This is a genomic window from Pseudomonas sp. Pseusp10 (genome assembly GCF_059492225.1).
In genome coordinates, this window is record NZ_CP168528.1 from 1,487,698 (window position 1) to 1,511,763 (window position 24,066).

The window sequence follows — 24,066 nt, forward strand, 5'->3', positions numbered from 1 at the left end:
CTCCTCAGGCGGCGTTCTTGAGTTTCGGGTCCAGCGCGTCGCGCAGGCCGTCACCCATCAAGTTGATTGCCAGCACGCTGAGCAAAATGGTCAAGCCAGGCAGGCTCACTACCCACCAGGCGCGTTCGATGTAGTCGCGGGCCGAAGCCAGCATGGTGCCCCACTCAGGGGTTGGCGGTTGTACGCCAAGGCCGAGGAAGCCCAGTGCGGCGGCATCGAGGATCGCCGAAGAGAAGCTCAGGGTGGCCTGAACGATCAGCGGCGCCATGCAGTTAGGCAGCACGGTAACGAACATCAGGCGCGGCAGGCCGGCACCGGCCAGGCGCGCAGCGGTCACGTAGTCGCGGTTCAGCTCGCCCATCACCGCGGCGCGGGTCAGGCGAACATAGGACGGCAGGGACACCACGGCGATGGCGATCACGGTGTTGATCAGGCCAGGGCCGAGGATGGCGACGATCGCCACGGCCAGCAGCAGGGACGGCAGGGCCAGCATGATGTCCATCAGGCGCATGATGGTCGGGCCGAGCACGCGGGGGAAGAACCCGGCGAACAGACCCATCAGGATGCCCGGAATCAGCGACATGACTACCGACGACAGGCCGATCATCAAGGACAGGCGCGAACCGTGGATCAGACGCGACAGCAGGTCGCGACCGAGTTCATCGGTCCCCAGCAGGAACTGGATTTGCCCGCTTTCCAGCCAGGCCGGCGGGGTCAGCAGGAAGTCGCGGTACTGCTCGCTCGGGTTATGCGGCGCGACCCAAGGGGCGAAGATTGCGCAGAAAATCACCAGCAGCATGAACATCAGGCCGGCGACGGCACCTTTGTTCCTGGAGAACGCTTGCCAGAATTCTTTGTACGGAGACGGGTACAGCAGGCTTTGATCGACTGCTACCGGTGGAATTGGAGTGGTCATGGTCATGATCTCAGCGCTGATGACGGATGCGTGGGTTGGCAAAGCCGTAGAGGATGTCCACTACGAAGTTGACCAGAATCACCAGGCAGGCGATTAACAGGATGCCGTTTTGCACGACGGGATAGTCCCGGGCGCCAATGGCTTCGATCAGCCATTTGCCGATGCCGGGCCACGAGAAGATGGTTTCGGTCAGGACCGCACCGGCCAGCAGGGTGCCGACTTGCAGGCCGACCACCGTCAGTACCGGGATCAGCGCGTTACGCAGGCCGTGTACGAACACCACGCGTGCCGGCGACAGGCCTTTGGCCTTGGCGGTGCGGATGTAGTCTTCACGCAACACTTCGAGCATCGACGAGCGGGTCATCCGCGCAATCACTGCCAGCGGAATGGTGCCGAGCACGATGGCCGGCAGGATCAGGTGGTGCAGGGCGTCGAAGAAGGCGTCCGGCTCGTCGGCCAGCAGGGTGTCGATCAGCATGAAACCGGTGCGTGGCTCGATGTCGTAGAGCAGGTCGATACGCCCGGAAACCGGGGTCCAGCCCAGGCTCACCGAGAAGAACATGATCAGGATCAGGCCCCACCAGAAGATCGGCATCGAGTATCCCGCCAGGGAGACTCCCATCACCCCATGGTCGAACAGGGACCCTCGCTTGAGTGCCGCGATCACTCCGGCCAGAAGGCCCAGGACACCGGCGAACAACAGCGCGGCCGAGGACAGTTCCAGGGTCGCGGGGAATAGAGAGGTGAATTCGGTCCAGACGCTTTCACGGGTTCGCAGGGATTCACCGAGATCGCCGTGGGCCAGTTTGCCGATGTAATCCAGGTACTGGGCATACAGGGGTTTGTTCAGACCTAGGCGTTCCATTGCCTGAGCGTGCATTTCCGGGTCGACTCTGCGTTCGCCCATCATGACTTCCACGGGGTCGCCAGGGATCATGCGAATCAACGCGAATGTCAGCAAGGTGATGCCGAAAAACGTGGGGATCAGTAACCCCAGTCGGCGGGCAATAAAACTAAACATCGTAAGGTGTACCTCATCAGCCGGTTAGGCGTGCCCGGCATGCCTGGGGTCAGGCATGCCGGGAGTTTTCTTATCTACTTCACCTGGGTGGTGGCGAAGTTATTCGTGGTGAGGGGGCTAATTTGATAGCCCTCTACGTTGTTGCGCATTGCGGTAAACATTCTAGTGTGCGCCATGCTGATCCATGGCTGGTCCTGGTTGAAAATAACCTGGGCCTGTTCGTAGAGCGCTGCACGCTCGGCCGGATCGGTTTTTTCACGGGCCTGATCGATCAGCGCCTGGAACTTGTCATTGCACCAGCGGGCGTAGTTTTCTCCGTTCTTGGCGGCTTCACAACTGAGCATAGGCGTCAGGAAGTTATCCGGGTCGCCGTTATCGCCCGCCCATCCGGCGGAAACCATATCGTGCTCGCCGTTTTTGGCGCGTTTGAGCATTTCGCCCCATTCCATCACGCGGATGTCGATCTTGATCCCGACCTTGGCCAGGTCGGCTTGCATCATCTGCGCGCCGAGCATTGGGTTCGGGTTGGTCGGACCGCCACCGTTGCGGGTGAACAGGGTGAAGGTGGTGCCTTCCGGTACGCCAGCTTCCTTGAGCAGGGCGCGAGCCTTGTCCAGGTCATGGGCCGGGTTCTTCAGGCTGTGGTTGTAGCCCAGCAGGGTGTCCGGGTACGGGTTGACCCCGGCGGTTGCATTGCCCTTGCCGAACAACGCATTGACATACGCCTCTTTGTCGAAGGCGATGTCGATGGCTTTGCGCACCCGCACGTCACTCATGTACTTGTGCGTGGTGTTCATGGCGACGTAGGAAACGGTCATCGCGTTCAGCTCATCGACCTTCAACTTGTCGTCTTTCTTGATGCTCGGGATGTCATCCGGCTTCGGATACAGCGCGACCTGGCACTCGTTGGCCTTGAGCTTCTGCAGACGTACGTTGTTGTCGGTGGCGATGGCCAGGATCAGCGCATCAGCAGGTGGCTTGCCACGGAAGTACTCCGGGTTGGCCTTGAAGCGAACCTGGGCATCCTTGTTGTAACGCTGGAACACGAACGGACCGGTGCCGACTGGCTTGTTGTTCAGGTCGCCGGTCTTGTTGGCCTTGAGCAACTGGTCGGCGTACTCGGCGGAGTAGATCGAAGAGAAGGCCATGGCAATGTCGGCCAGGAACGGCGCTTCGCGACGGGTCAGGGTGAACTTGACCGTGTTGTCGTCGACTTTCTCGACGCTCTTGAGCAGCTCCTTGAAGCCCATGCTTTCAAAGTACGGGAAGCCTACGCTCGATAGCTTGTGCCATGGGTGGTTCGGGTCCAGCTGACGCTGGAAGCTCCAGACCACGTCGTCGGCGTTCAGGTCGCGGGTCGGCTTGAAGTATTCGGTGGTGTGGAACTTGACGCCTTTACGCAGATGGAACGTGTAGCTCAGGCCGTCTTCGCTGATGTCCCAGGATTCGGCCAGCGCCGGAATCACGTCGGTGGTCCCGGGCTTGAAGTCTGCCAGGCGATTGAAGATGGTTTCGGCCACGGCATCGGCAGTGACTGCAGTCGTGTACTGGACCATGTCGAAGCCTTCAGGGCTGGCTTCCGTGCAAACCACCAGGGGTTTGGCCGAAACGCCGACAGCGACACTGAGCAACGCGGCCGCGATGGCCGCACGTAGGGGAAGCATTTTCATCAAGAACCCTCTGCAATCAGTTAAAGGACAAAAGCCGAACGGTCGATTCGTCATTGAATCAGCCGTTCGGCACGTGCATTACAGGATGTTGAACGGAACCGTGGTCACGAGACGGAACTCGTTGATGCTGCCGTCAGCCTGGTTTTCGCTGGCACGGTGAGCGGTGTAGGTGCCGCGGATCGTGGTGGCCTTGAGCGGGCCGCTCTGCACGGCGTAGGTCGCGCCGATGCCGTATTCGTAATGGTGTTCGCCATCTTGCGACTGGATACCGTCGTAGCCTTTGCCAGCCACACCCTGGTTGCCGGTGTAGTGAGTACCGTCGATGCCCCAGCCGCGAGCCTGGTAGATGTTGAACTTCAGGCCTGGCACGCCGTATTCGGCCATGTTCAGACCGTAGGCAACCTGGAACGATTTTTCGTTCGGGCCGTTGAAGTCCGACAGCAGGGAGTTGGCCAGGTAGATGCCGTTGGTTTCGTGCAGGTAGTCGAAGTACTCGTTACCGTTCACTTCCTGGTACGAGAAGGTCAGGGTGTGAGCCTGGTGGGTCAGACCGAACGACAGCGAGTAGGTGTCGTTGTCGATATCGCCGATCAGGGCTTTACCGGTTTCCTTGGTTTTGTAGTAGTTCAGGCCGGTGGTCAGGCTCAGTACCTGGCTGTCGCCCAGTACGTGAGAGGCGCCGAAGTAGTACTGGTTCCAGATGTCTTCAGCCTGGGTCGCCCAGAGGCTGGTGGTCAGGCTGGCGAGCGGGTTGTAGGTAATACCGCCGGTGTAGACGTGGTCGGTTTCGACGATGCCGTTGGCGTATTCAGTGCGGAATTTGCGCTGGCTTTCTTCGGTACGCGGTGAGTTGCGGTCGAAGGTGGCCAGGTCGAAGGCCAGGTTGTTCAGCTCTTCACTGTGGATGGCCACACCTTCGAAGCTCGAAGGCAATGCACGGTTACCGATCACGTCGACCATCGGGCTGCTGAAGTTCATGCGGCCGGCGGTCAGGGTGGTGTTGGAGACACGGGCCTTGACGTTGGCCAGGCCCACTTTGCTCCACTGGCCTTGAGCGTCGCCGCCTTCTTTGGTCAGGGTACGGTTGTTGCCCGCGCCTGGACGAGAGCCCGGTGCGCCACCGTTGTTGGACGCCAGGTCTTTGCGGTCCCGGTCCAGGGCAATGGCGTTGTAGGCGGCGACTTCAGTGCTGAAACCGACAGTGCCTTCGGTGAAGCCCGAGTTGTACTTGAGGATGGTGCCCTGGACCCAGTTGATCCGGCGATCGGTCGGGGTCGAAACGCCGTCTTTCTTGTAGGCGAACTTGGCGCCGCGTTGCAGTTGCTCGTTGGCGTACCAGTTACGAGTGGTGCCGGTGATCGACTGGCCTTCGACAAAGCCGGTGGCTTCGCTTTGGGCGCTTTTCTCGTTCACGGTAACCGGGGTGAAAGCCTGGCTTTGGGTTTCTGCGTAAGCCGTGGCGGTTACGCTGCTGATGGCCAAGGCCAATAACGCGGTGCTGCTCAGTTTCATGGGTAAAGCTCCTTACTTTCTTTTTTATACCGGTCTTATTTGTTGATCCGGCTATTGGTTTAGAACTCGTTCACGGCATCGCAAACGTTTGCTGTCGGCCAAATTGGCGAAAGACGGCAAAGCGTCTGCGTGAGGGCGGAAAATCCGCCCCCCGGCATTTCTGGCTAATCGGTTATTTTTCTATGCTGACACCCGAGAAAACGTTGCGGCCGAACGGGCTCACCTTGAACCCTTCGATTTTGGCGCTCAGCGGCTGGTTGACCGTTGAGTGGGCGACTGGCGTGATCGGCACTTGCTGCTTGAGCAACTGCTGCGCCTGTTTGTAGAGCAAGGTGCGCTGGTCACGGTCGGTGACGACCTTGGCCTGCTTGATCAGCTTGTCGTAGGCCGGATCACACCACATCGAGTAGTTGTTACCGCCAATGGCATCGCAGCTGTACAGCGTGCCCAGCCAGTTGTCCGGATCACCGTTGTCACCGGTCCAGCCGATCAGGCTGATGTCGTGCTCGCCATTCTTGGTGCGCTTGATGTACTCGCCCCACTCATAGCTGACAATCTTGACCTTGAGGCCGATCTTCGCCCAGTCAGCCTGGAGCATTTCGGCCATCAACTTGGCGTTAGGGTTGTACGGACGCTGGACCGGCATGGCCCAGAGGGTGATTTCAGTGCCTTCCTTGACGCCGGCAGCCTTGAGCAATTCCCTGGCTTTTTCCGGGTTGTAGGCGGCGTCCTTGATGGTCTCGTCGTAGGACCATTGGGTCGGCGGCATGGCGTTGACCGCCAGTTGCCCCGCGCCTTGGTAAACGGCATTGAGAATGCCTTGCTTGTTCACCGCCATGTCCAGCGCCTGGCGCACTTCGAGCTGGTCGAACGGCTTGTGGCGCACGTTGTAGGCGATGTAGCCGAGGTTGAAACCTGGCTTCTCGATCAGTTGCAGCGCGGGGTCGTTCTTCAGCGCGGTCACATCGGCAGGGCGCGGGTGCAGGGTGATCTGGCACTCGCCGGCCTTGAGTTTCTGCACCCGCACCGAAGCGTCGGTGTTGATGGCGAAAATCAGGTTGTCGAGCTTGACGCGGCTTGGGTCCCAGTAATGCTTGTTGCCGGTGTAGCGGATGTTCGAGTCTTTCTGATAGCTCTTGAACACGAACGGCCCGGTGCCGACCGGCTTCTGGTTGATGTCGCTCGGCTTGCCTTCGGCCAGCAGTTTGTCGGCGTACTCGGCCGAAAGGATGGCGGCGAAGCTCATGGCGATGTTCTGGATGAACGCGGCGTCCACGCTATTGAGCGTAAAGACCACGGTCAGCGGCCCGGTCTTTTCGACCTTGGCGATGTTCTTGTTCAGGCTCATGCCGTTGAAGTACGGAAACTCTGTCGGATAAGCCTTACGGAAAGGTTGTTGCGGATCGAGCATGCGATTGAACGTGAACAGCACGTCGTCGGCGTTGAAATCGCGGGTCGGCGTGAAGTATTTGGTGGTATGAAACTTCACCCCTTCGCGCAGGTGAAAGGTATATTTAAGGCCGTCCTCGGAAATATCCCAGCTCGTGGCCAGGCCCGGTACGACATTGGTCGCGCCTTTTTCAAACTCTGCCAGTCGGTTGTACAGCGGTTCGGCGGCGTCGTTGTCGGTCGCAGTGGTGTACTGCGCCGTATCGAAACCGGCGGGGCTGCCCTCGGAGCAGAACACCAGGCTGTTGTTGGCGGCCTGGCTGATGGAAGTGGCGGCCAACAGGCCGGTGCCCAGCAATGCGGATAAAACCAAGGTATGGCGCATAACGCTCCCTTTTCTCTCAAAGTGTTGTCAATGAGCCGCCGTCCCGTTCGCGGACGTAGAGGCACCACTGATTTCAAGCCATGCACGCAGCAGTAACCGATGACCCACGCGCGCACTGGTCGGATCCCGACGGTATGAGCCACGGGTCCGGCAGTAAATGCGTAGAGTCCTAAAGACTCGTAGGAAATGGCAACGCGTCCTCACCCGATGCTGTAGTCAGCTGCGGATTTGGATGTAGGCAAATTCCTGCTTTCTCGGTAGATAAAGCAACGGCGACGTCAGAAACGTCGCCGTTGCAAAACCTTATTTGCTGACGCTGACGCCGTAGAAGGAGTTCAAGCCAAATGGGCTGATCTTGAAGTCCTGCACGTTGGCGCGCATGGGTTGGAACACCGTCGAGTGAGCGATAGGTGTCATTGGTACAGCATCTTTGAGGAGGTGTTGCGCCTGCTTGTACAGTTCGGTGCGCTTGGCCTGGTCCGAGGTGCGCTTGGCTTGCTTGACGGTGTCGTCAAACTTCTTGTCGCACCACTTGGAGAAGTTGTTGCCTTCCAGCGAGTCGCAACCGAACAGCACGTTCAGCCAGTTGTCCGGATCACCATTGTCGCCGCTCCAGCCAATCAGCATCGCCTGGTTTTCGCCGCCTTTGGAGCGCTTGATGTACTCGCCCCACTCGTAGCTCTGGATCTTGACCTTGAGGCCGATCTTGGACCAGTCGGACTGCAGCATTTCTGCCATCAGTTTGGCGTTCGGGTTGTATGGACGCTGTACCGGCATCGCCCAGAGAACGATTTCGGTGCCATCTTTCACGCCCGCTTCCTTGAGCAGCTCTTTGGCTTTCTCAGGGTTGTACGGTGCATCCTTGATGGTGGTGTCGTAGGACCACTGGGTCGGCGGCATGGCGTTGACAGCCAGTTGGCCGGCGCCCTGGTACACGGAGTCGATGATCTGTTGCTTGTTGACCGCCATGTCCAGTGCCTGGCGAACTTTCAGCTCGGCCAGCGGGTTGGCATCCGTTTGCCCCTTGACCTTGGGCATCACGTTGTAGGCGATGTAACCCAGGTTGAAACCGGCCTGGTCAGGCAGTTTCAGGTCCTTGTCTTCTTTCAGCGCCTTCAGGTCGGCCGGACGAGGGAACAGGGTGACCTGGCACTCGTTTTTCTTCAGCTTCTGGATACGTACCGACGGGTCGGTGGTGATGGCGAAGATCAGGTTGTCGATCTTCACGTCATCAGGCTTCCAGTAGTCCTTGTTCCCGGTGTAGCGGATGTTGGAGTCTTTCTGGTAGCTCTTGAACACGAACGGACCAGTGCCAACCGGCTTCTGGTTGATGTCGGCGGCCTTGCCTTCCTTGAGCAGCTGGGCAGCGTACTCGGCGGACTGGATCGAGGCGAAGCTCATGGCCATGTTCTGGATGAACGCGGCATCGACGTCTTTGAGGGTGAACTTGACAGTGTGGTCGTCGACTTTATCGATCTTGGTGATGTTGGTATCCATCCCCATGTCGGTGAAGTACGGGAATTCGGTCGGGTACGCTTTGCGGAACGGGTCATCCTTGTTAATCATGCGATTAAAGGTGAACAGCACGTCGTCGGCGTTGAACTCACGAGTTGGCTTGAAATACGGGGTGGTGTGGAACTTGACGCCTTCACGCAGGTGGAAGGTGTAGGTCAGGCCGTCATCGGAGATGTCCCACTTGGTCGCCAGCCCAGGAATAACGGCGGTGCCGCCGCGCTCGAACTGGGTGAGGCGGTTGAACATGGTTTCTGCAGAGGCGTCGAAGTCGGTTCCGGTGGTGTATTGACCTGGATCGAAACCGGCCGGGCTCCCTTCGGAGCAGAACACCAGGTTAGTCGCTGCTTGGGCGAACGGTGCGCTGGCTAGCAAGCTTGCGCCAACTAAAAACGGAATGACCGCTTGTTTAAGCATGGTGGCCTCATGATTTGTTGTCATTTTTGGAATTAGAGGACGACCTCGTGAGTCGTGCCTGCGGATACTTATGCAGGGGCCATACCCAATGCAAGATCCAGAGTGACTACAAGCCTTAAACGGTGGCACGAACGTACCTTAATGTCGCATTTGTATAAGTCCTGACGCATTTGACCGTTTGCGCGGCATTTTCAGGGTGCAAACTACGCACTTTTACGGTGCGCGATGAACGCTACATGCTCCCGATCAGGGCGGGGTGTTACTTATTTATACCCCCGTTTTGTGGGCTGGGTATGGCGTGAATAAGAGTGGTTATTGTTGCACCGATAGTGGCCAATCGATCTCAGTTGCACCCGGTGCAACTGCCGGCTTTTTCCGGCGGACTCTCCAGTTATAGCTCATGCCTGAAAACTGCCCGAAAAAAAACGGCAATCATGTGAGTGATTGCCGTTTTTTGTGGACGGGCTATCGAATCAAGGCATCAGCACTTCAATCGAACCATCGGCAGTCATGCTGACCTGGCTGGTGCCGGCTTCGACATCCGGTGTCACCGGTGCGGCGTCCATGGCGGCGGCTTTCATCATCATCGGCGCGCGCAGGTAAGGCTGTGGATAACCGTTGCTGTTGAGGTTCAGGTTGACGATTTTGTAGCTCTTGCCGCCAAGAGCGTCGGTGGCCAGTTGGGCGCGGGCCTTGAAGGCGGTCACGGCGTCCTTGAGCAAGGCGTCTTCGCTGGCCTTGCGGGTCGGGGGGGCGATGGCAAAGTCCATGCCGCCCATTTTCAGGTCGGTGAGCAGTTCGCCGGTCAGCTTCGACAGTGCGGCGAAGTCCGGGCTTTCCAGGCGCAATTCGGCGCGCTCGCGCCAGCCGGTGATTTTCTGGCCCTTGGTGTCGTAGATCGGGTAGCTGTTGCGACTGCCCTGGCGCAGGGTGATGTCCTTGACCTGCTTGGCCTGGGCCAGCGCCTTGTTCATAGTGGTGCTGACATTGGCGGCGAGTTTGGCCGGGTCGCTGTTCTGTTCTTCCGTGTAGAGGGTCACGATCATCAGGTCGCGGGCCACTTCCTGACTGACTTCGGCGCGCAGGGAAATCTGGTTGTAATGAAGCTCGTCGGCGGCCAGGGCCGGGAGGCTGGCGACGGTGCCAAGGCTCAGGGCGAGAAGGGCGGCGCTGCGGCGGAATGTGTGCATGAAGGCTCCTTGAGAGGTGCGCAGGGATATGGTCCGGGCCTGCGTGAAACCATCAGACTCTAGCTTTTATGCTCCGGTTCGCACAGTTACAACTTCTATACAGATCGACGCGATTCCCTGTAGCAGCTGCCGAAGGCTGCGTTCGGCTGCGAAGCAGTCGTAAAACCTGCGTGCATGATGTCTTTGTATGAACGCGGAGCCTGATTGACGACTGCTTCGCAGCCGAACGCAGGCTTCGCCAGCTGCTACAAGGGATGTGTGCCGGCCAATAGGCTGTGGCCGTTTGCCGCACTTTTGCCTGTCAGCCCCCGCGCTTGGTTATACTCCCTGCGATCCGCCTGGAGCGCTCATCAGGAGAGCTCATGCTCGCCCCCGTTCAAATCACTTCCGCCACTCGCCAGAACCTCTGGCGGCTGACGTTCATCCGCACGTTGGTGCTGGCCGCCCAGGCCGGTTCCGTGGGCCTGGCCTACTGGCTCGAATTGTTGCCGCTGCCCTGGTTTCAACTGGCCGCGACCCTTGGTTGCTCGATGCTGTTGTGTGTGTTCACGGCGATTCGCCTGCGCACCTCGTGGCCGGTGACCGAGCTCGAATACGCCGTTCAATTGGCCTGCGACCTGTTTATCCACAGTGCGCTGCTGTATTTCTCCGGGGGGTCGACCAACCCCTTTGTTTCTTATTACCTGGTGCCGCTGACCATTGCTGCGGTGACGTTGCCATGGCGTTATTCGGTGATCCTGTCGGGTATCGCGCTGACGATGTACACGCTGTTGCTGGCGCAGTTCTATCCGTTGCAAACCTTCCCGATCGCCCGGGAAAACCTGCAAGTGTACGGGATGTGGCTGAGCTTCGCCCTTGCCGCTGCTGTGATCACGTTCTTCGCAGCGCGCATGGCTGAAGAGCTGCGCCGTCAGGAAGAACTGCGCGCCATTCGTCGCGAAGAAGGCCTGCGTGATCAGCAATTGCTGGCCGTCGCCACCCAGGCTGCCGGTGCGGCCCATGAGTTGGGTACGCCGCTGGCGACCATGAGTGTGCTGCTCAAGGAAATGCGTCAGGATCACCATGACCCGATGTTGCAGGATGACCTGAGCGTGCTGCAGGATCAGGTCAAGCTGTGCAAACAGACCTTGCAACAGCTCGTTCGGGCGGCTGAGGCCAATCGCCGCCTGGCGGTGGAGATGCAGGACGTCACCGACTGGCTCGATGAAGCCCTCAATCGCTGGCACCTGATGCGCCCGGAAGCCAGTTACCGCTTCCAGCGCCTCGGCCAGGGCGCGGTACCGCGCATGGCGCCGCCGCCAGACTTGACCCAGGCGTTGCTGAATCTGCTGAACAACGCCGCCGATGCCTGCCCCGATGGGTTGCAAGTGACACTGGACTGGGACGCCGAGGACCTGACCATCAGCATTCGTGACCATGGCGCCGGTGTGCCGCTGGCCATCGCCGAACAAATCGGCAAACCGTTTTTTACCACCAAGGGCAAAGGCTTCGGCCTGGGCCTGTTTTTGAGCAAAGCCAGCGTGACACGCGCCGGCGGCTCAGTGAAACTCTACAGTCATGAGGAAGGTGGCACGCTTACCGAGCTGCGCCTGCCCCGTGTCGCCCGAGGAGACGAACATGAGTGACGAGATCCAAGTCGAAGGCGAAGAACTGCCGCATTTGTTGCTGGTCGATGACGACGCCACGTTCACCCGCGTCATGGCCCGCGCCATGGCCCGCCGCGGTTTTCGCGTCAGCACTGCCAGCTCCGCCGAGGAAGGCCTGGAACTGGCCAAGGCCGATCTGCCGGATTATGCCGCCCTGGACCTGAAGATGGACGGCGACTCGGGCCTGGTGCTGCTGCCAAAATTGCTGGAAATGGATCCGGAAATGCGCGTGGTGATTCTCACCGGTTATTCGAGCATTGCCACCGCCGTCGAAGCGATCAAGCGCGGTGCCTGCAACTACCTGTGCAAACCGGCGGACGCCGACGACGTGCTGGCGGCGCTGCTGTCCGAACACGCCGACCTCGACAGCCTGGTGCCGGAGAACCCGATGTCCGTGGACCGCCTGCAGTGGGAGCACATCCAGCGCGTGCTGACCGAGCACGAAGGCAACATCTCCGCCACTGCCCGTGCCCTGGGCATGCACCGCCGCACCCTGCAGCGCAAACTGCAGAAGCGCCCCGTTCGCCGCTGAACCTGCACTGAACGAATGCGGGCCGTATCTCACGACAAACCGGACCGATCATCTATGATCGGTTCGTGCGTGTTCTTTTCTCTATCGAGCCTTACCCATGAATCAGAACGCTGAGTATTCCGCGGCCAACGACGCCGTGCGCGGGCAGTTTTTTCGCAAAGTATGGGCGATGATCACGCCTTACTGGCGCAGTGAAGAGAAGGTCAAGGCCTGGACGCTGCTGATCGCGGTGATTGCGCTGTCGCTGATCAGCGTGGGGATCTCGGTGTGGTTCAACACCTGGTACAAGGACTTCTACAATGCCCTGCAAAAGAAGGACGAGGCAGCGTTCTGGCAACTGATCCTGTACTTCTGCGCGATTGCGGCGGTGGCGATCGTCGGCGCGGTGTATCGGCTCTACCTGACTCAGATGCTGACCATTCGCTGGCGGGCCTGGCTAACCGAAAAGCATTTCGCTCGCTGGCTCGCCGACAAGAATTACTACCAGCTGGAGCAGGGCGGTTACACCGATAACCCGGACCAGCGGATCTCCGAAGACCTCAATAACTTCACCTCAAACACCCTTGAACTGGGTATCGGGCTGCTGCGCAATATCGTCAGCCTGGTGTCGTTCTCGATCATTCTGTGGGGCGTATCGGGCAGCATTGAAGTCCTCGGCATCACCATTCCTGGCTACATGTTCTGGTGCGTGCTGGTTTACGCGGTGGTGGGCAGTTGGCTGACGCATTTGATCGGTCGTCGCCTGATCGGTCTGAACAACCAACAACAACGCTTCGAAGCCGACCTGCGTTTCTCCATGGTGCGGATTCGCGAGAATGCCGAAAGCATCGCGTTGTACAACGGCGAGCCGAACGAAAATCGTCGGTTGAGCGGCCGCTTCGGGATGGTCTGGCATAACTTCTGGGACATCATGAAGGTGTCCAAGCGCCTGACGTTCTTCACCGCCGGTTACAGCCAGGCAGCCATCATCTTCCCCTTCATGGTTGCCGCGCCGCGTTACCTCTCCGGCAAGATCGAACTGGGCGAGCTGATGCAAATCAGCTCGGCATTCGGCAATGTGCAGGAAAGTTTCAGCTGGTTTATCAGTGCGTACCAGAGCCTCGCTTCCTGGCGCGCCACCTGCGATCGTCTGCTGAGCTTCCACCAGGCTATGCGTGACAACGAAGCGCGTGCGCCGGCCATCGATGTACAGAGCGCCGGTTCGGTGTTGAAAGTGCACAACCTCGGCCTCGACCTGGCTGAAGGTCGTCACCTGCTGACCAATGCCGACATGACCGTGAAAGAGGGCGAGCGTGTGATGCTCAGCGGTCGTTCCGGCAGCGGCAAGTCGACCTTGCTGCGGGCGATGGGACACTTGTGGCCGACTGGCCACGGCAGTATTCGCCTGCCATCGGCACGCTGCCTGTTCCTGCCGCAAAAACCGTATTTGCCGATTGGCGCGCTGCGTGATGTCCTCAGTTATCCACAGCCCGGCGATACCTATCCGAACGAGCGCTACGTGCAGGTGCTGGAAACCTGTCGCTTGCCGCACCTGATTGCCCGTCTCGACGAAGCCAACCACTGGCAACGCATGTTGTCGCCGGGTGAACAGCAACGCCTGGCCTTTGCCCGCGCACTGCTTTATGCGCCGCAATGGCTGTACATGGACGAAGCGACCTCGGCGATGGACGAAGAGGACGAGGCTTCGCTGTACCAGGCGCTGATCGATGAGTTGCCGGGGCTGAGCATCGTCAGCGTCGGCCATCGCAGCAGCCTGAAACGCTTCCATCCTCGGCACATTCGTATCGAAAATGGCCACTTGGTGGACCAGGCCGTGACCGCATAAACACCACAACCCCCCTTGTGGGAGCGGGCTTGCTCGCGAAAGCGGTCTGACATTCGGCATGAGGGTGTCTGACACACTGCCTTCGCGAGCAAGCCCGCTCCCACAGGGCGTGGTGGTCACCTTGACGGTGATCGTACAACCGCGTTGCGCTATGATGCGGTTTCAGCCGATTTTTTCGAGACAGATGTACACCATGGAAAACCCGATCGACGCACCACGCCTCCCACGCAAGCGCCGCAGCCTCGCTCAGGAACTGGTGACGGTGCTGTCCGAGCAGATCCGTGACGGCCACCTCAAGCGCGGCGACAAGTTGCCCACCGAGTCGGCCATCATGGATGCCCATGGCGTCAGCCGCACGGTGGTGCGCGAAGCGATTTCCCGCCTGCAGGCGGCCGGCCAGGTGGAAACCCGCCACGGCATCGGCACCTTCGTGCTCGACACGCCGAGCCCGAGCGGTTTCCGCATCGACCCGGCGACCGTCGTGACTTTGCGTGATGTACTGGCGATCCTGGAACTGCGCATCAGTCTGGAAGTGGAATCCGCCGGGCTGGCGGCGCAACGTCGCAGTCCCGAGCAGCTTGGTCTGATGCGCGCGGCGCTGGATGCGCTGAATGAAAGCGTCTCCCACGCCAGCGATGCCGTGGCCTCGGACTTCCAGTTCCATCTGCAGATTGCCCTGGCCACCGGCAACCGCTACTTCACCGACATCATGACCCACTTGGGCACCAGCATCATTCCGCGCACACGGCTGAACTCCGCGAAGCTGGCCCATGATGATCAGCAGCACTACATGAATCGCCTGAGCCGTGAGCACGAAGAGATCTACGACGCGATTGCCCGCCAGGATTCCGATGCCGCGCGGGCGGCAATGCGTTTGCACCTGACCAACAGTCGTGAGCGGTTGCGTCATGCCCATGAAGAGGCGGAGGCGCAGCGGGGCTGAGTGTTCTGATTCCAATCCGGTATTGGCTGACAGATTGCCTTCGCGAGCAAGCCCGCTCCCACATTTGATCGTGTCGAACACAAAATTTGTGTACACCGAAAATCCAATGTGGGAGCGGGCTTGCTCGCGAAGGGGCCGTAAGCCATCCCGCCAAACCTTCAGTCAGTTCCCCATTTACTTATTCCCATCCCAATCTTCCGACAACGTACCTCTATAGCGTCGCGTCAACGCTACGCTCGCTTTCGTCTACATCGAACCTGAAGTCCCTGAACCGAGCCTTCTCCTCGCTCCTGTCGAACAATTTTCACCCGCAGCGATGAAATGCAGTTGACGGTTATATTTTAAGTTGTACGATGACCTACAACTTCGGCGCGAGCTGAACGGTTATCTCACACAACGTCGCTATCCAGGGTGTTCGAATAATGAATCCACAAGAACTGAAGTCCATCCTCTCTGCCGGTCTGCTGTCTTTCCCGGTCACCGATTTCAATGCTCAGGGCGACTTCAATCGTGCGGGCTACATCAAGCGTCTCGAGTGGCTGGCCCCATACGGTGCTTCGGCGCTGTTCGCCGCGGGCGGCACCGGTGAGTTTTTCTCCCTGGCGGCCAGCGAGTACTCGGAAATCATCAAGACCGCCGTCGACACCTGCGCCACCAGCGTGCCGATCCTGGCTGGCGTAGGCGGTTCCACTCGCCAGGCCATCGAATACGCACAGGAAGCCGAGCGTCTGGGCGCCAAGGGCCTGTTGCTGCTGCCGCACTACCTGACTGAAGCCAGCCAGGACGGCGTTGCCGCCCATGTTGAAGCCGTGTGCAAATCGGTCAACATCGGTGTGGTGGTCTACAACCGCAACGTTTGCCGCCTGACCGCGCCGCTGCTGGAGCGTCTGGCCGAGCGCTGCCCAAACCTGATCGGCTACAAGGATGGCCTGGGTGATATCGAGTTAATGGTGTCGATCCGTCGCCGCCTCGGTGATCGCTTCAGCTACCTGGGTGGTCTGCCGACCGCCGAAGTCTACGCCGCGGCTTACAAGGCACTGGGCGTGCCGGTCTACTCCTCGGCGGTATTCAACTTCATCCCGAAAACCGCGATGGACTTCTACCACGCCATTGCGCGCGAAGATCACGCCACTGTCGGCAAGATCATCGACGACTTCTTCCTGCCGTACCTGGACATCCGTAACCGCAAGGCTGGTTACGCGGTGAGCATCGTCAAGGCCGGGGCAAAAATTGCCGGCTACGACGCAGGTCCTGTGCGTGCACCGCTGACCGACCTGACTGGCGAAGAGTACGAAATGCTCGCCGCGCTGATCGACAAGCAGGGCGCGCAGTAACACTCGACAAAACCAGGGCCGCTGAGCAATCAGCGGTTTTTTGCGTGAGGAGATGATTCAGTGGCTGATTCAAAACGTTTTGATAACTACATCAACGGCGAATGGGTTGCCAGCGGCGACTATTCGATCAACATCAACCCGTCCGAACTGACCGATGCCATCGGCGACTACGCCAAGGCTGACCTGGCTCAGGTCCGCGCCGCCATCGACGCCGCCCGTGCCGCATTCCCGGCGTGGTCGGTTTCGGGTATTCAGGCTCGTCACGATTCCCTGGATAAAGTCGGTACTGAAATCCTCGCCCGTCGCGAAGAACTCGGCACCCTGCTGGCCCGGGAAGAGGGCAAGACCCTGCCTGAAGCCATCGGTGAAGTGACCCGCGCCGGCAATATCTTCAAATTCTTCGCTGGCGAGTGCCTGCGTCTGTCCGGCGATTACCTGCCGTCGGTGCGTCCGGGCGTCAACGTCGAAGTCACGCGCGAAGCCTTGGGCGTGGTCGGTCTGATCACGCCGTGGAACTTCCCGATTGCCATTCCTGCGTGGAAAATCGCTCCGGCCCTGGCCTACGGCAACTGCGTCGTGCTCAAGCCTGCTGACCTGGTTCCGGGTTGCGCCTGGGCCCTGGCCGAAATCATCTCCCGCGCCGGTTTCCCGGCCGGCGTGTTCAACCTGGTGATGGGCAGCGGTCGTGTGGTTGGCGATGCACTGGTCAACAGCCCGAAAGTCGACGGCATCAGCTTCACAGGTTCCGTGGGCGTGGGTCGTCAGATCGCTGTGAACTGCGTGTCTCGCCAGGCCAAGGTCCAGCTGGAAATGGGCGGCAAGAACCCGCAGATCATTCTCGACGACGCCGACCTCAAGCAAGCGGTCGAGCTGTCGGTACAGAGCGCGTTCTACTCCACCGGCCAGCGTTGCACCGCCTCGAGCCGCTTCATCGTCACCGCCGGCATCCACGACCGGTTCGTCGAAGCCATGGCCGAGCGCATGAAGTCGATCAAGGTCGGACACGCGTTGAAGGCTGGCACCGACATCGGTCCGGTGGTTTCGCAAGCCCAGCTTGAACAGGACATGAAGTACATCGACATCGGCCAGTCCGAAGGTGCGCGTCTGGTCAGCGGCGGTGGCCTGGTGACCTGCGATACTGAAGGCTACTTCCTCGCGCCGACCCTGTTTGCCGACAGCACAGCGGCGATGCGCATCAGCCGCGAAGAGATCTTCGGCCCGGTGGCCAACGTGGTGCGTGTGGCCGACTACGAAGCTGCGCTGGCCATGGCTAACGACACCGAGTTCGGGCTGTCGGCGGGCATCGCCACCACCTCGCTGAAGTACGCCAACCACTTCAAGCGCCACTCTCAGGCCGGGATGGTGATGGTCAACCTGCCGACCGCCGGTGTGGATTACCACGTTCCGTTCGGTGGGCGTAAAGGTTCATCCTATGGATCACGTGAGCAAGGTCGCTATGCGCAAGAGTTCTACACGGTTGTAAAAACCTCTTACATCGGTTCGTAACGCAACATCCCTGTTGTAGGAGCGAGCTTGCTCGCGATGGTCGTGAGGTCGCGGCGGTAAACCTGATACCCCGCGTCATCGTTGACTTCCATCGCGAGCAGAGCTCGCTCCTACAGGGGAAACAAAGATTCACCCGCGCATAAAAATAATCAGTGGGAGTACATCTACATGCAATCGACCAAGCCGACTCACGTCCGCTATCTGATCCTGCTCATGCTGTTTCTGGTGACCACGATCAACTACGCCGACCGCGCTACCATCGCAATCGCCGGTTCCAGCCTGCAAAAAGACCTCGGCATTGACGCCGTTACCCTCGGCTACATCTTCTCCGCGTTCGGTTGGGCCTATGTGGCCGGGCAAATCCCCGGTGGCTGGTTGCTCGACCGCTTTGGCTCGAAAAAAGTCTACGCATTGAGCATCTTCACCTGGTCGCTGTTCACCGTGTTGCAGGGCTACGTCGGCTCGTTCGGCATGTCCACGGCGGTGGTGGCGTTGTTCATGTTGCGCTTCCTGGTGGGGCTGGCCGAAGCGCCATCCTTCCCTGGCAATGCACGCATCGTGGCTGCCTGGTTCCCGACGGCTGAACGCGGCACCGCGTCGGCGATTTTCAACTCGGCGCAATACTTCGCCACCGTGCTCTTCGCCCCGTTGATGGGCTGGATCGTGTTCACGTTCGGCTGGCAGCACGTGTTCATCGTCATGGGGGTGATCGGCATTGTGTTCTCGTTGATCTGGCTGAAGGTTATCCACAGCCCGCGCCAACATCCGATGATCAATGAGGTCGAGTTCAAGCACATCGCCGATAACGGCGGCATGGTCGACATGGACCAGGACAAAGCCAAGGGCCAGGAAGCAGGCAAACGTGTCGAAGGCCCGAAATGGGACTACGTCCGCCAGTTACTGACCAACCGCATGATGCTTGGCGTGTACCTGAGCCAGTACTGCATCAACGCCATCACTTATTTCTTCCTGACCTGGTTCCCGGTGTACCTGGTGCAGGAGCGCGGCATGACCATCCTCAAGGCTGGTTTTATTGCCTCGTTGCCGGCGATCTGTGGCTTCATCGGCGGTGTGCTCGGCGGGGTGATTTCCGACTACCTGCTGCGCAAGGGCCACTCCCTGACCTTCGCCCGCAAGGCGCCGATCATTGCCGGTCTTTTGGTTTCCAGCAGTATCGTTGCCTGCAATTATGTCGACATCGAATGGATGGTCGTGGGCTTCATGGCCCTGGCGTTCTTCGGCAAAGGCGTGGGCGCGCTGGGCTGGGCGGTGGTGTCCGATACTTCGCCGAAGCAGATCGCCGGTTTGAGTGGCGGCCTGTTCAACATGTTCGGCAACATTGCCTCGATCACCACGCCGATCGTCATCGGCTACATCATCAGCTCCACCGGCTCGTTCAAATGGGCGCTGGTGTTCGTCGGCTGCAACGCACTGGTGGCGGTGTTCAGCTATCTGGTGATCGTCGGTCCGATCAAGCGTGTGGTGCTCAAAGAGCCACCGGTGGGCGGTGCTGAAACCAACAACAAATTGTCTCAAGCGCATTCCTGAGGAGCGGCGTCATGCAGTTGATTGAACATTCCGACTCGCCGCGCTATATCCGCCTGCACGAGCGGGACAACGTAGTGATCGTGGTCAACGATCAAGGCGTTCCGGCCGGCACCGAGTTTGCGGACGGCCTGGTCACCGTGGACTTCGTGCCACAGAGCCACAAAGTCACCCTGGAAGACATTCCCGAAGGTGGCCAGGTGATTCGTTACGGCCAGGTCATTGGCTACGCCTTGCAGCCGATTCCCCGCGGCAGCTGGGTCAAGGAAGATCAACTGCGCATGCCGACCGCGCCACCGCTGGACAGCCTGCCGCTGTCCACCGACGTGCCGGCCGCGCAAGCACCGCTGGAAGGCTTCACCTTCGAGGGGTATCGCAACGCCGACGGCACCGTCGGTACGCGCAACATTCTCGGCATCACCACCACCGTGCAATGCGTGACCGGCGTGCTCGATCATGCGGTCAAGCGCATCAAGGCCGAGTTGCTGCCCAAATACCCGCACGTCGATGACGTGGTGGCGCTGACCCACAGCTATGGCTGCGGCGTGGCCATTACCGCTACCGACGCGTACATCCCGATCCGCACCGTGCGCAACCTGGCGCGCAATCCGAACCTGGGCGGCGAAGCCCTGGTGATCAGCCTGGGCTGCGAGAAATTGCAGGCCGGGCAGGTGATGCACGACAACGACAGCTCGGTGGATCTCAGCGAACCATGGCTGTACCGCTTGCAGGATGCCAGCCACGGCTTCACCGAGATGATCGAGCAGATCATGGAACTGGCCGAGACGCGCTTGAAGAAGCTCGATCAACGTCGCCGGGAAACCGTGCCGGCGTCCGAGCTGATTCTCGGCATGCAATGTGGCGGCAGTGATGCGTTCTCCGGCATCACCGCCAACCCGGCGCTCGGTTATGCCTCGGACCTGCTGCTACGGGCCGGTGCGACGGTGATGTTCTCCGAAGTCACCGAAGTACGCGATGCCATTTACCTGCTGACCTCCCGCGCGGAAAACCAGGACGTCGCCCAGGAACTGGTGCGGGAAATGGACTGGTACGACCGTTACCTGGCCAAGGGCGAAGCAGATCGCAGTGCCAACACCACGCCAGGCAACAAGAAGGGCGGGTTGTCGAACATTGTCGAGAAGTCCTTGGGCTCGATCGTCAAATCCGGCAGCAGCGCAATCAATGGCGTGCTTGGTCCTGGCGAGCGTTTCAAGCGCAAAGGCCTGATCTTCTGTGCGACCCCGGCCAGCGATTTTGTCTGCGGGACGTTGCAGTTGGCGGCGGGGATGAACCTGCATGTATTCACTACCGGTCGCGGCACGCCTTACGGGCTGGCCATGGCGCCGGTCGTGAAGGTATCGACCCGGACCGAACTGGCGCAACGCTGGCCGGACCTGATCGACATCGATGCCGGGCGCATTGCCACTGGCCGCGCATCAATCGAGGAACTGGGTTGGGAGTTGTTCCACTACTACCTGGACGTGGCCAGCGGCAAGAAACAGACGTGGGCCGAGCAGCACAAGTTGCACAACGACATCACCTTGTTCAATCCGGCGCCGATTACTTAAGACCGAGTCGCCTGCTTCGCGAGCAAGCCCGCTCCCACATTGGATTTTTGGCGTACACAGATGTTGTGTTTGACGCTGATTAAATGTGGGAGCGGGCTTGCTCGCGAAGGCGATCTAGCGGACGCCGAAGTGTCCAGTGGCTTATCATTAGCCCCCTAACGACGCCCACCCGAAGGTCCTCCCGGCATGCTGGCAATTTTCCTCGAAACCCTGAACATCACCGCACCGGTGTTCGCCATGCTGTTTCTTGGGGTGTTGCTCAAGCGCATCGACTGGATCAACGACAACTTTATCCACACCGCGTCGGCACTGGTGTTCAACGTCACCATGCCGGCGCTGCTGTTTCTGGGCATCCTGCATGCCGACCTGCACGCGGCGTTGCAGCCGGTGCTGCTGATTTACTTCTCCGTGGCGACCCTGGTGTGCTTTGCCATTGCCTGGGGCTGGGCGATCTGGAAGTGCCCGCGGGAAGATCGGGGGATCTACACCCAGGGGGCCTTTCGCGGTAACAACGGAGTGATCGGCCTGGCGCTGGCGGCAAGCATGTACGGCGACTACGGGATTTCCCTCGGGGCGATCCTGGCGGCGCTGGTGATCCTGTTTTACAACACGCTCTCGACCATCGTGCTGGCGGTCTACAGCCCGGTGATCAAGTCTGATCCATGGAGCATCTGCAAAAGCGTGTTCAGCAATCCGCTGATCATCAGCGTGATTGCGGCCGCGCCGTTCGCCTATTTCAAGATCGGCTTGCCGGGTTGGCTGGAAACCTCCGGCCAGTATCTGGCGCAAACCACCTTGCCGCTGGCGCTGATCTGCATCGGCGGCACGCTGTCCCTGGCGGCGCTGCGCAAAAGCGGCAACATGGCGCTGAGTTCAAGCCTGGTGAAGATGATCGGCTTGCCGGTGCTGGCGACGCTGGGGGCGTGGTTGTGGGGCTTTCGTGGTGCGGAGCTGGGGATTCTTTTTCTGTACTTCGGCAGCCCGACCGCCGCCGCCAGTTTCGTCATGGCCCGGGCGGCGGATGGCAATCACGAGTTGGCGGCGGCGATTATCGTGATCACCACGTTGATGGCGGCGGTCACCACCAATTTAGGGATCTTCTTTTTGCAGTGGGGCGGGTGGATCTGATCTCAGGCTTTGCGGTGTTCTTCCTGGCCTCATCGCGAGCAAGCTCGCTCCCACAGGTTTCTTTGTTGTTAATCAAATTCCATTCACACCGACGACCCTTGTGGGAGCGAGCTTGCTCGCGATGGCGGTAGTGCTGTCACCACGACGTTCGGGTAATCACTCTGGCTTCTGGTAACTGTCGATCACTTCCTGCGCCGCCCGAAACGCATCGATCGCCGCCGGTACGCCGGCATACACCGCGCAATGCAGCAGCGCCTCGCGAATCTCCTCCACGGTGCAGCCGTTGTTCAGCGCACCGCGTACATGACCTTTCAATTCCTGCGGGCACTTTAGTGCGGTCAGCGCCGCCAGGGTGATCAGGCTGCGGGTCTTCAGCGGCAGGCCTTCGCGATTCCACACGCCGCCCCAGGCGTGTTCATTGACGAAATCCTGCAGCGGCTGGGTGAACTCGGTGGCGTTGCCCAGTGCGCGGTCGACGAAGGCGTCGCCCATCACTTGGCGGCGGACTTCAACGCCGGTTTTTTTATTCTCGGTCATGGGATTTCCCTCTTATGGTGTTGGCGACGCCAGGCACGCAGCGACGTGAACAGCAAGAACGCCACCAGCGCCGGCAGGACGAAAAACAGCATCAAGTGTTCGAGCTTGCCGGCCAGTGGCATGCCGGTGGTGAACGACACCACGTGCAGCCCATACGCCAGGTACAAACCCAGAAACAGCAGGCCTTCGGCGCGGGTCACCCGGTAGCCGGAGTAGAACACCGGCAGGCACAGCGCTGCGACGCCGAGCATTACCGGCAGGTCGAAATCCAGGGCGTTGGGCGACACCGACAGCGGCGACGGCGCCACCAGCGCGGTAAAGCCGAGCACGCCCAGGAGGTTGAACAGGTTGCTGCCGATCACGTTGCCCACGGCAATATCGCGCTCGCCGCGCATTGCCGCGATCAACGATGTGGCGAGCTCAGGCAGTGAGGTGCTGACGGCGACAATGGTCAGGCCGATGATCCGCTCCGACAACCCAAGATCGGTGGCGACCGCAACGGCGGCACCCAGCAACAAGTGCCCGGCGTACACCAGCATCGCCAGCCCGGCGACGATCATCAGCAGGTTGCTCAACCATGGCGCTTGCGCATGATGGTCATGGCTCGATACCGGGCGTGCCGAGTGTCGCGACTGGCGCAGCAACAACCCCAGGTAAATCGCCAGTGCCGTCAGCAACATCACGCCGTCGGCACGGGTCAGTTCTTCATTCCAGGCGAGTACGAACACCAACAGGCTGGCGCCGATCATCAACGGAATATCCAGGCGCACCAGTTGCCGGGAAACCCGCAAAGGAATGATCAGCGCGGACAACCCGAGGGTGACGAGGATGTTGAAGATGCTGCTGCCGATCACACTGCCGACGGCGATGTCGGCATTGTGTGCCAGGGTCGCTTGCAGGCTGACCGCCATCTGCGGTGCGCTGCTGCCGAGGGCGACGATGGTCAAGCCGATGATCAGCGGTCGTATGTGCAACCGCGCGGCAATACGTACGGCGGCGCGCACCATCAATTCGGCACCGACAATCAGCAGGAGCAATCCGCTGAGCAATTCGATCACGCTGATCAGCGGTATATCGGCTAGTCCGAAAATGGTCGGGGCTCCATCGGTCAGTCGTCGAGGGCCTGGACGCGTACCCGGGCGGTGCCGCTTTTGAGCATGCCCAGGCGTGCGGCAGCTTCATGGGACAGGTCAATCAGACGGCCACGGGTGTGCGGCCCGCGATCATTGATGCGCACCACGCAGGATTTATCGTTATTCAGATTGGTGACCTTCACCCGTGTACCGAAGGGTAGCTGGCGATGGGCGGCGGTCATGGAATTCTTGTCGAAGCGCTCGCCGTTGGCGGTGCGTTTGCCTTGGTGTTTGGCGCCGTAATACGAAGCTACGCCGGTTTTGTCGTAGCCATGCGGATCGACGGTGTCGGTGCTGGCGCAACCGGCCAGGAGCGAGAGGAGGGCGCAAGCGCCGAGCAGACGTTTCATTCGAAGG

General features: G+C 60.0%; 19 protein-coding genes. 9 read left to right on the forward strand and 10 right to left on the reverse strand.

The genetic code is table 11. From position 1 onward, the window contains the following. Positions 1-4: 4 nt before the first annotated feature. The 7 genes from ACEN8Z_RS06635 to ACEN8Z_RS06665 all read right to left on the reverse strand — a co-directional run bounded on the left by ACEN8Z_RS06635 (position 5) and on the right by ACEN8Z_RS06665 (position 10,012). Positions 5-916, reverse strand: coding sequence for an ABC transporter permease subunit (locus ACEN8Z_RS06635; RefSeq protein WP_495597132.1), 912 nt, complete (start codon positions 914-916; stop codon positions 5-7). Positions 917-926: 10 nt separating this feature from the next. Further along, on the reverse strand, positions 927-1,937 hold the full coding sequence (locus tag ACEN8Z_RS06640) for an ABC transporter permease subunit (protein WP_008000961.1): 1,011 nt from the start codon (positions 1,935-1,937) through the stop codon (positions 927-929). A 74-nt stretch (positions 1,938-2,011) separates the two neighbouring features. Continuing rightward, positions 2,012-3,607, reverse strand: a complete 1,596-nt coding sequence (locus tag ACEN8Z_RS06645; RefSeq protein WP_442095890.1) for an ABC transporter substrate-binding protein — start codon at positions 3,605-3,607, stop codon at positions 2,012-2,014. A 78-nt stretch (positions 3,608-3,685) separates the two neighbouring features. Next, a complete protein-coding gene (locus ACEN8Z_RS06650) occupies positions 3,686-5,119 on the reverse strand; it encodes an OprD family porin (protein WP_442095889.1) in 1,434 nt (477 codons plus the stop codon). A gap of 172 nt (positions 5,120-5,291) precedes the next feature. Then, positions 5,292-6,893, reverse strand: coding sequence for an ABC transporter substrate-binding protein (locus tag ACEN8Z_RS06655; protein WP_495597133.1), 1,602 nt, complete (start codon positions 6,891-6,893; stop codon positions 5,292-5,294). A 303-nt stretch (positions 6,894-7,196) separates the two neighbouring features. After that, entirely contained in the window at positions 7,197-8,822 is a 1,626-nt protein-coding gene (locus ACEN8Z_RS06660; protein WP_495597134.1) for an ABC transporter substrate-binding protein, read from the reverse strand. Between the two features lie 473 nt (positions 8,823-9,295). After that, on the reverse strand, positions 9,296-10,012 hold the full coding sequence (locus ACEN8Z_RS06665) for an SIMPL domain-containing protein (protein ID WP_495597135.1): 717 nt from the start codon (positions 10,010-10,012) through the stop codon (positions 9,296-9,298). Between the two features lie 362 nt (positions 10,013-10,374). Here ACEN8Z_RS06665 and ACEN8Z_RS06670 point away from each other — a divergent pair, with 362 nt between their 5' ends. From ACEN8Z_RS06670 to ACEN8Z_RS06710, 9 genes are all read left to right on the forward strand, one after another. Beyond that, positions 10,375-11,637 (forward strand): ATP-binding protein, encoded by a 1,263-nt coding sequence (locus ACEN8Z_RS06670; protein ID WP_495597136.1) that lies wholly within the window; start codon positions 10,375-10,377, stop codon positions 11,635-11,637. After that, positions 11,630-12,190: a response regulator transcription factor gene (locus tag ACEN8Z_RS06675; protein WP_008000948.1), complete on the forward strand. Its 561-nt coding sequence runs from the start codon at positions 11,630-11,632 to the stop codon at positions 12,188-12,190. The genes ACEN8Z_RS06670 and ACEN8Z_RS06675 overlap by 8 nt, the downstream gene beginning before the upstream one ends. 97 nt (positions 12,191-12,287) lie before the next feature. After that, entirely contained in the window at positions 12,288-14,015 is a 1,728-nt protein-coding gene (locus ACEN8Z_RS06680) for an ABC transporter ATP-binding protein/permease (protein ID WP_495597137.1), read from the forward strand. 193 nt (positions 14,016-14,208) lie between these two features. Next, positions 14,209-14,958, forward strand: a complete 750-nt coding sequence (locus ACEN8Z_RS06685) for a FadR/GntR family transcriptional regulator (RefSeq protein ID WP_495027454.1) — start codon at positions 14,209-14,211, stop codon at positions 14,956-14,958. Between the two features lie 422 nt (positions 14,959-15,380). Continuing rightward, positions 15,381-16,292 carry a 5-dehydro-4-deoxyglucarate dehydratase gene (gene kdgD, locus ACEN8Z_RS06690; protein ID WP_007981458.1) on the forward strand — a complete coding sequence of 304 codons (912 nt, stop codon included), beginning with the start codon at positions 15,381-15,383 and terminating at the stop codon, positions 16,290-16,292. 60 nt (positions 16,293-16,352) lie between these two features. Next, positions 16,353-17,798, forward strand: a complete 1,446-nt coding sequence (locus tag ACEN8Z_RS06695; protein WP_495597138.1) for an aldehyde dehydrogenase family protein — start codon at positions 16,353-16,355, stop codon at positions 17,796-17,798. Between the two features lie 168 nt (positions 17,799-17,966). After that, positions 17,967-19,346, forward strand: coding sequence for an MFS transporter (locus ACEN8Z_RS06700; protein ID WP_495597139.1), 1,380 nt, complete (start codon positions 17,967-17,969; stop codon positions 19,344-19,346). 11 nt (positions 19,347-19,357) lie between these two features. Then, positions 19,358-20,911 (forward strand): galactarate dehydratase, encoded by a 1,554-nt coding sequence (gene garD, locus ACEN8Z_RS06705; protein WP_495597140.1) that lies wholly within the window; start codon positions 19,358-19,360, stop codon positions 20,909-20,911. Between the two features lie 186 nt (positions 20,912-21,097). Continuing rightward, a complete protein-coding gene (locus ACEN8Z_RS06710) occupies positions 21,098-22,039 on the forward strand; it encodes an AEC family transporter (RefSeq protein WP_495597141.1) in 942 nt (313 codons plus the stop codon). Positions 22,040-22,195: 156 nt separating this feature from the next. On the opposite strand, the gene ACEN8Z_RS06715 is transcribed toward ACEN8Z_RS06710, so the two are convergent. From ACEN8Z_RS06715 to ACEN8Z_RS06725, 3 genes are read right to left on the reverse strand one after another with little or no spacing between them, the layout of a single operon-like run. After that, on the reverse strand, positions 22,196-22,576 hold the full coding sequence (locus ACEN8Z_RS06715) for a carboxymuconolactone decarboxylase family protein (RefSeq protein WP_007976475.1): 381 nt from the start codon (positions 22,574-22,576) through the stop codon (positions 22,196-22,198). Further along, positions 22,573-23,634 carry a calcium/sodium antiporter gene (locus tag ACEN8Z_RS06720; RefSeq protein ID WP_008000928.1) on the reverse strand — a complete coding sequence of 354 codons (1,062 nt, stop codon included), beginning with the start codon at positions 23,632-23,634 and terminating at the stop codon, positions 22,573-22,575. Before ACEN8Z_RS06720 ends, ACEN8Z_RS06715 begins: the two co-directional genes overlap by 4 nt. 50 nt (positions 23,635-23,684) lie before the next feature. After that, positions 23,685-24,059 carry a septal ring lytic transglycosylase RlpA family protein gene (locus ACEN8Z_RS06725; RefSeq protein ID WP_057398870.1) on the reverse strand — a complete coding sequence of 125 codons (375 nt, stop codon included), beginning with the start codon at positions 24,057-24,059 and terminating at the stop codon, positions 23,685-23,687. Positions 24,060-24,066: the final 7 nt, after the last annotated feature.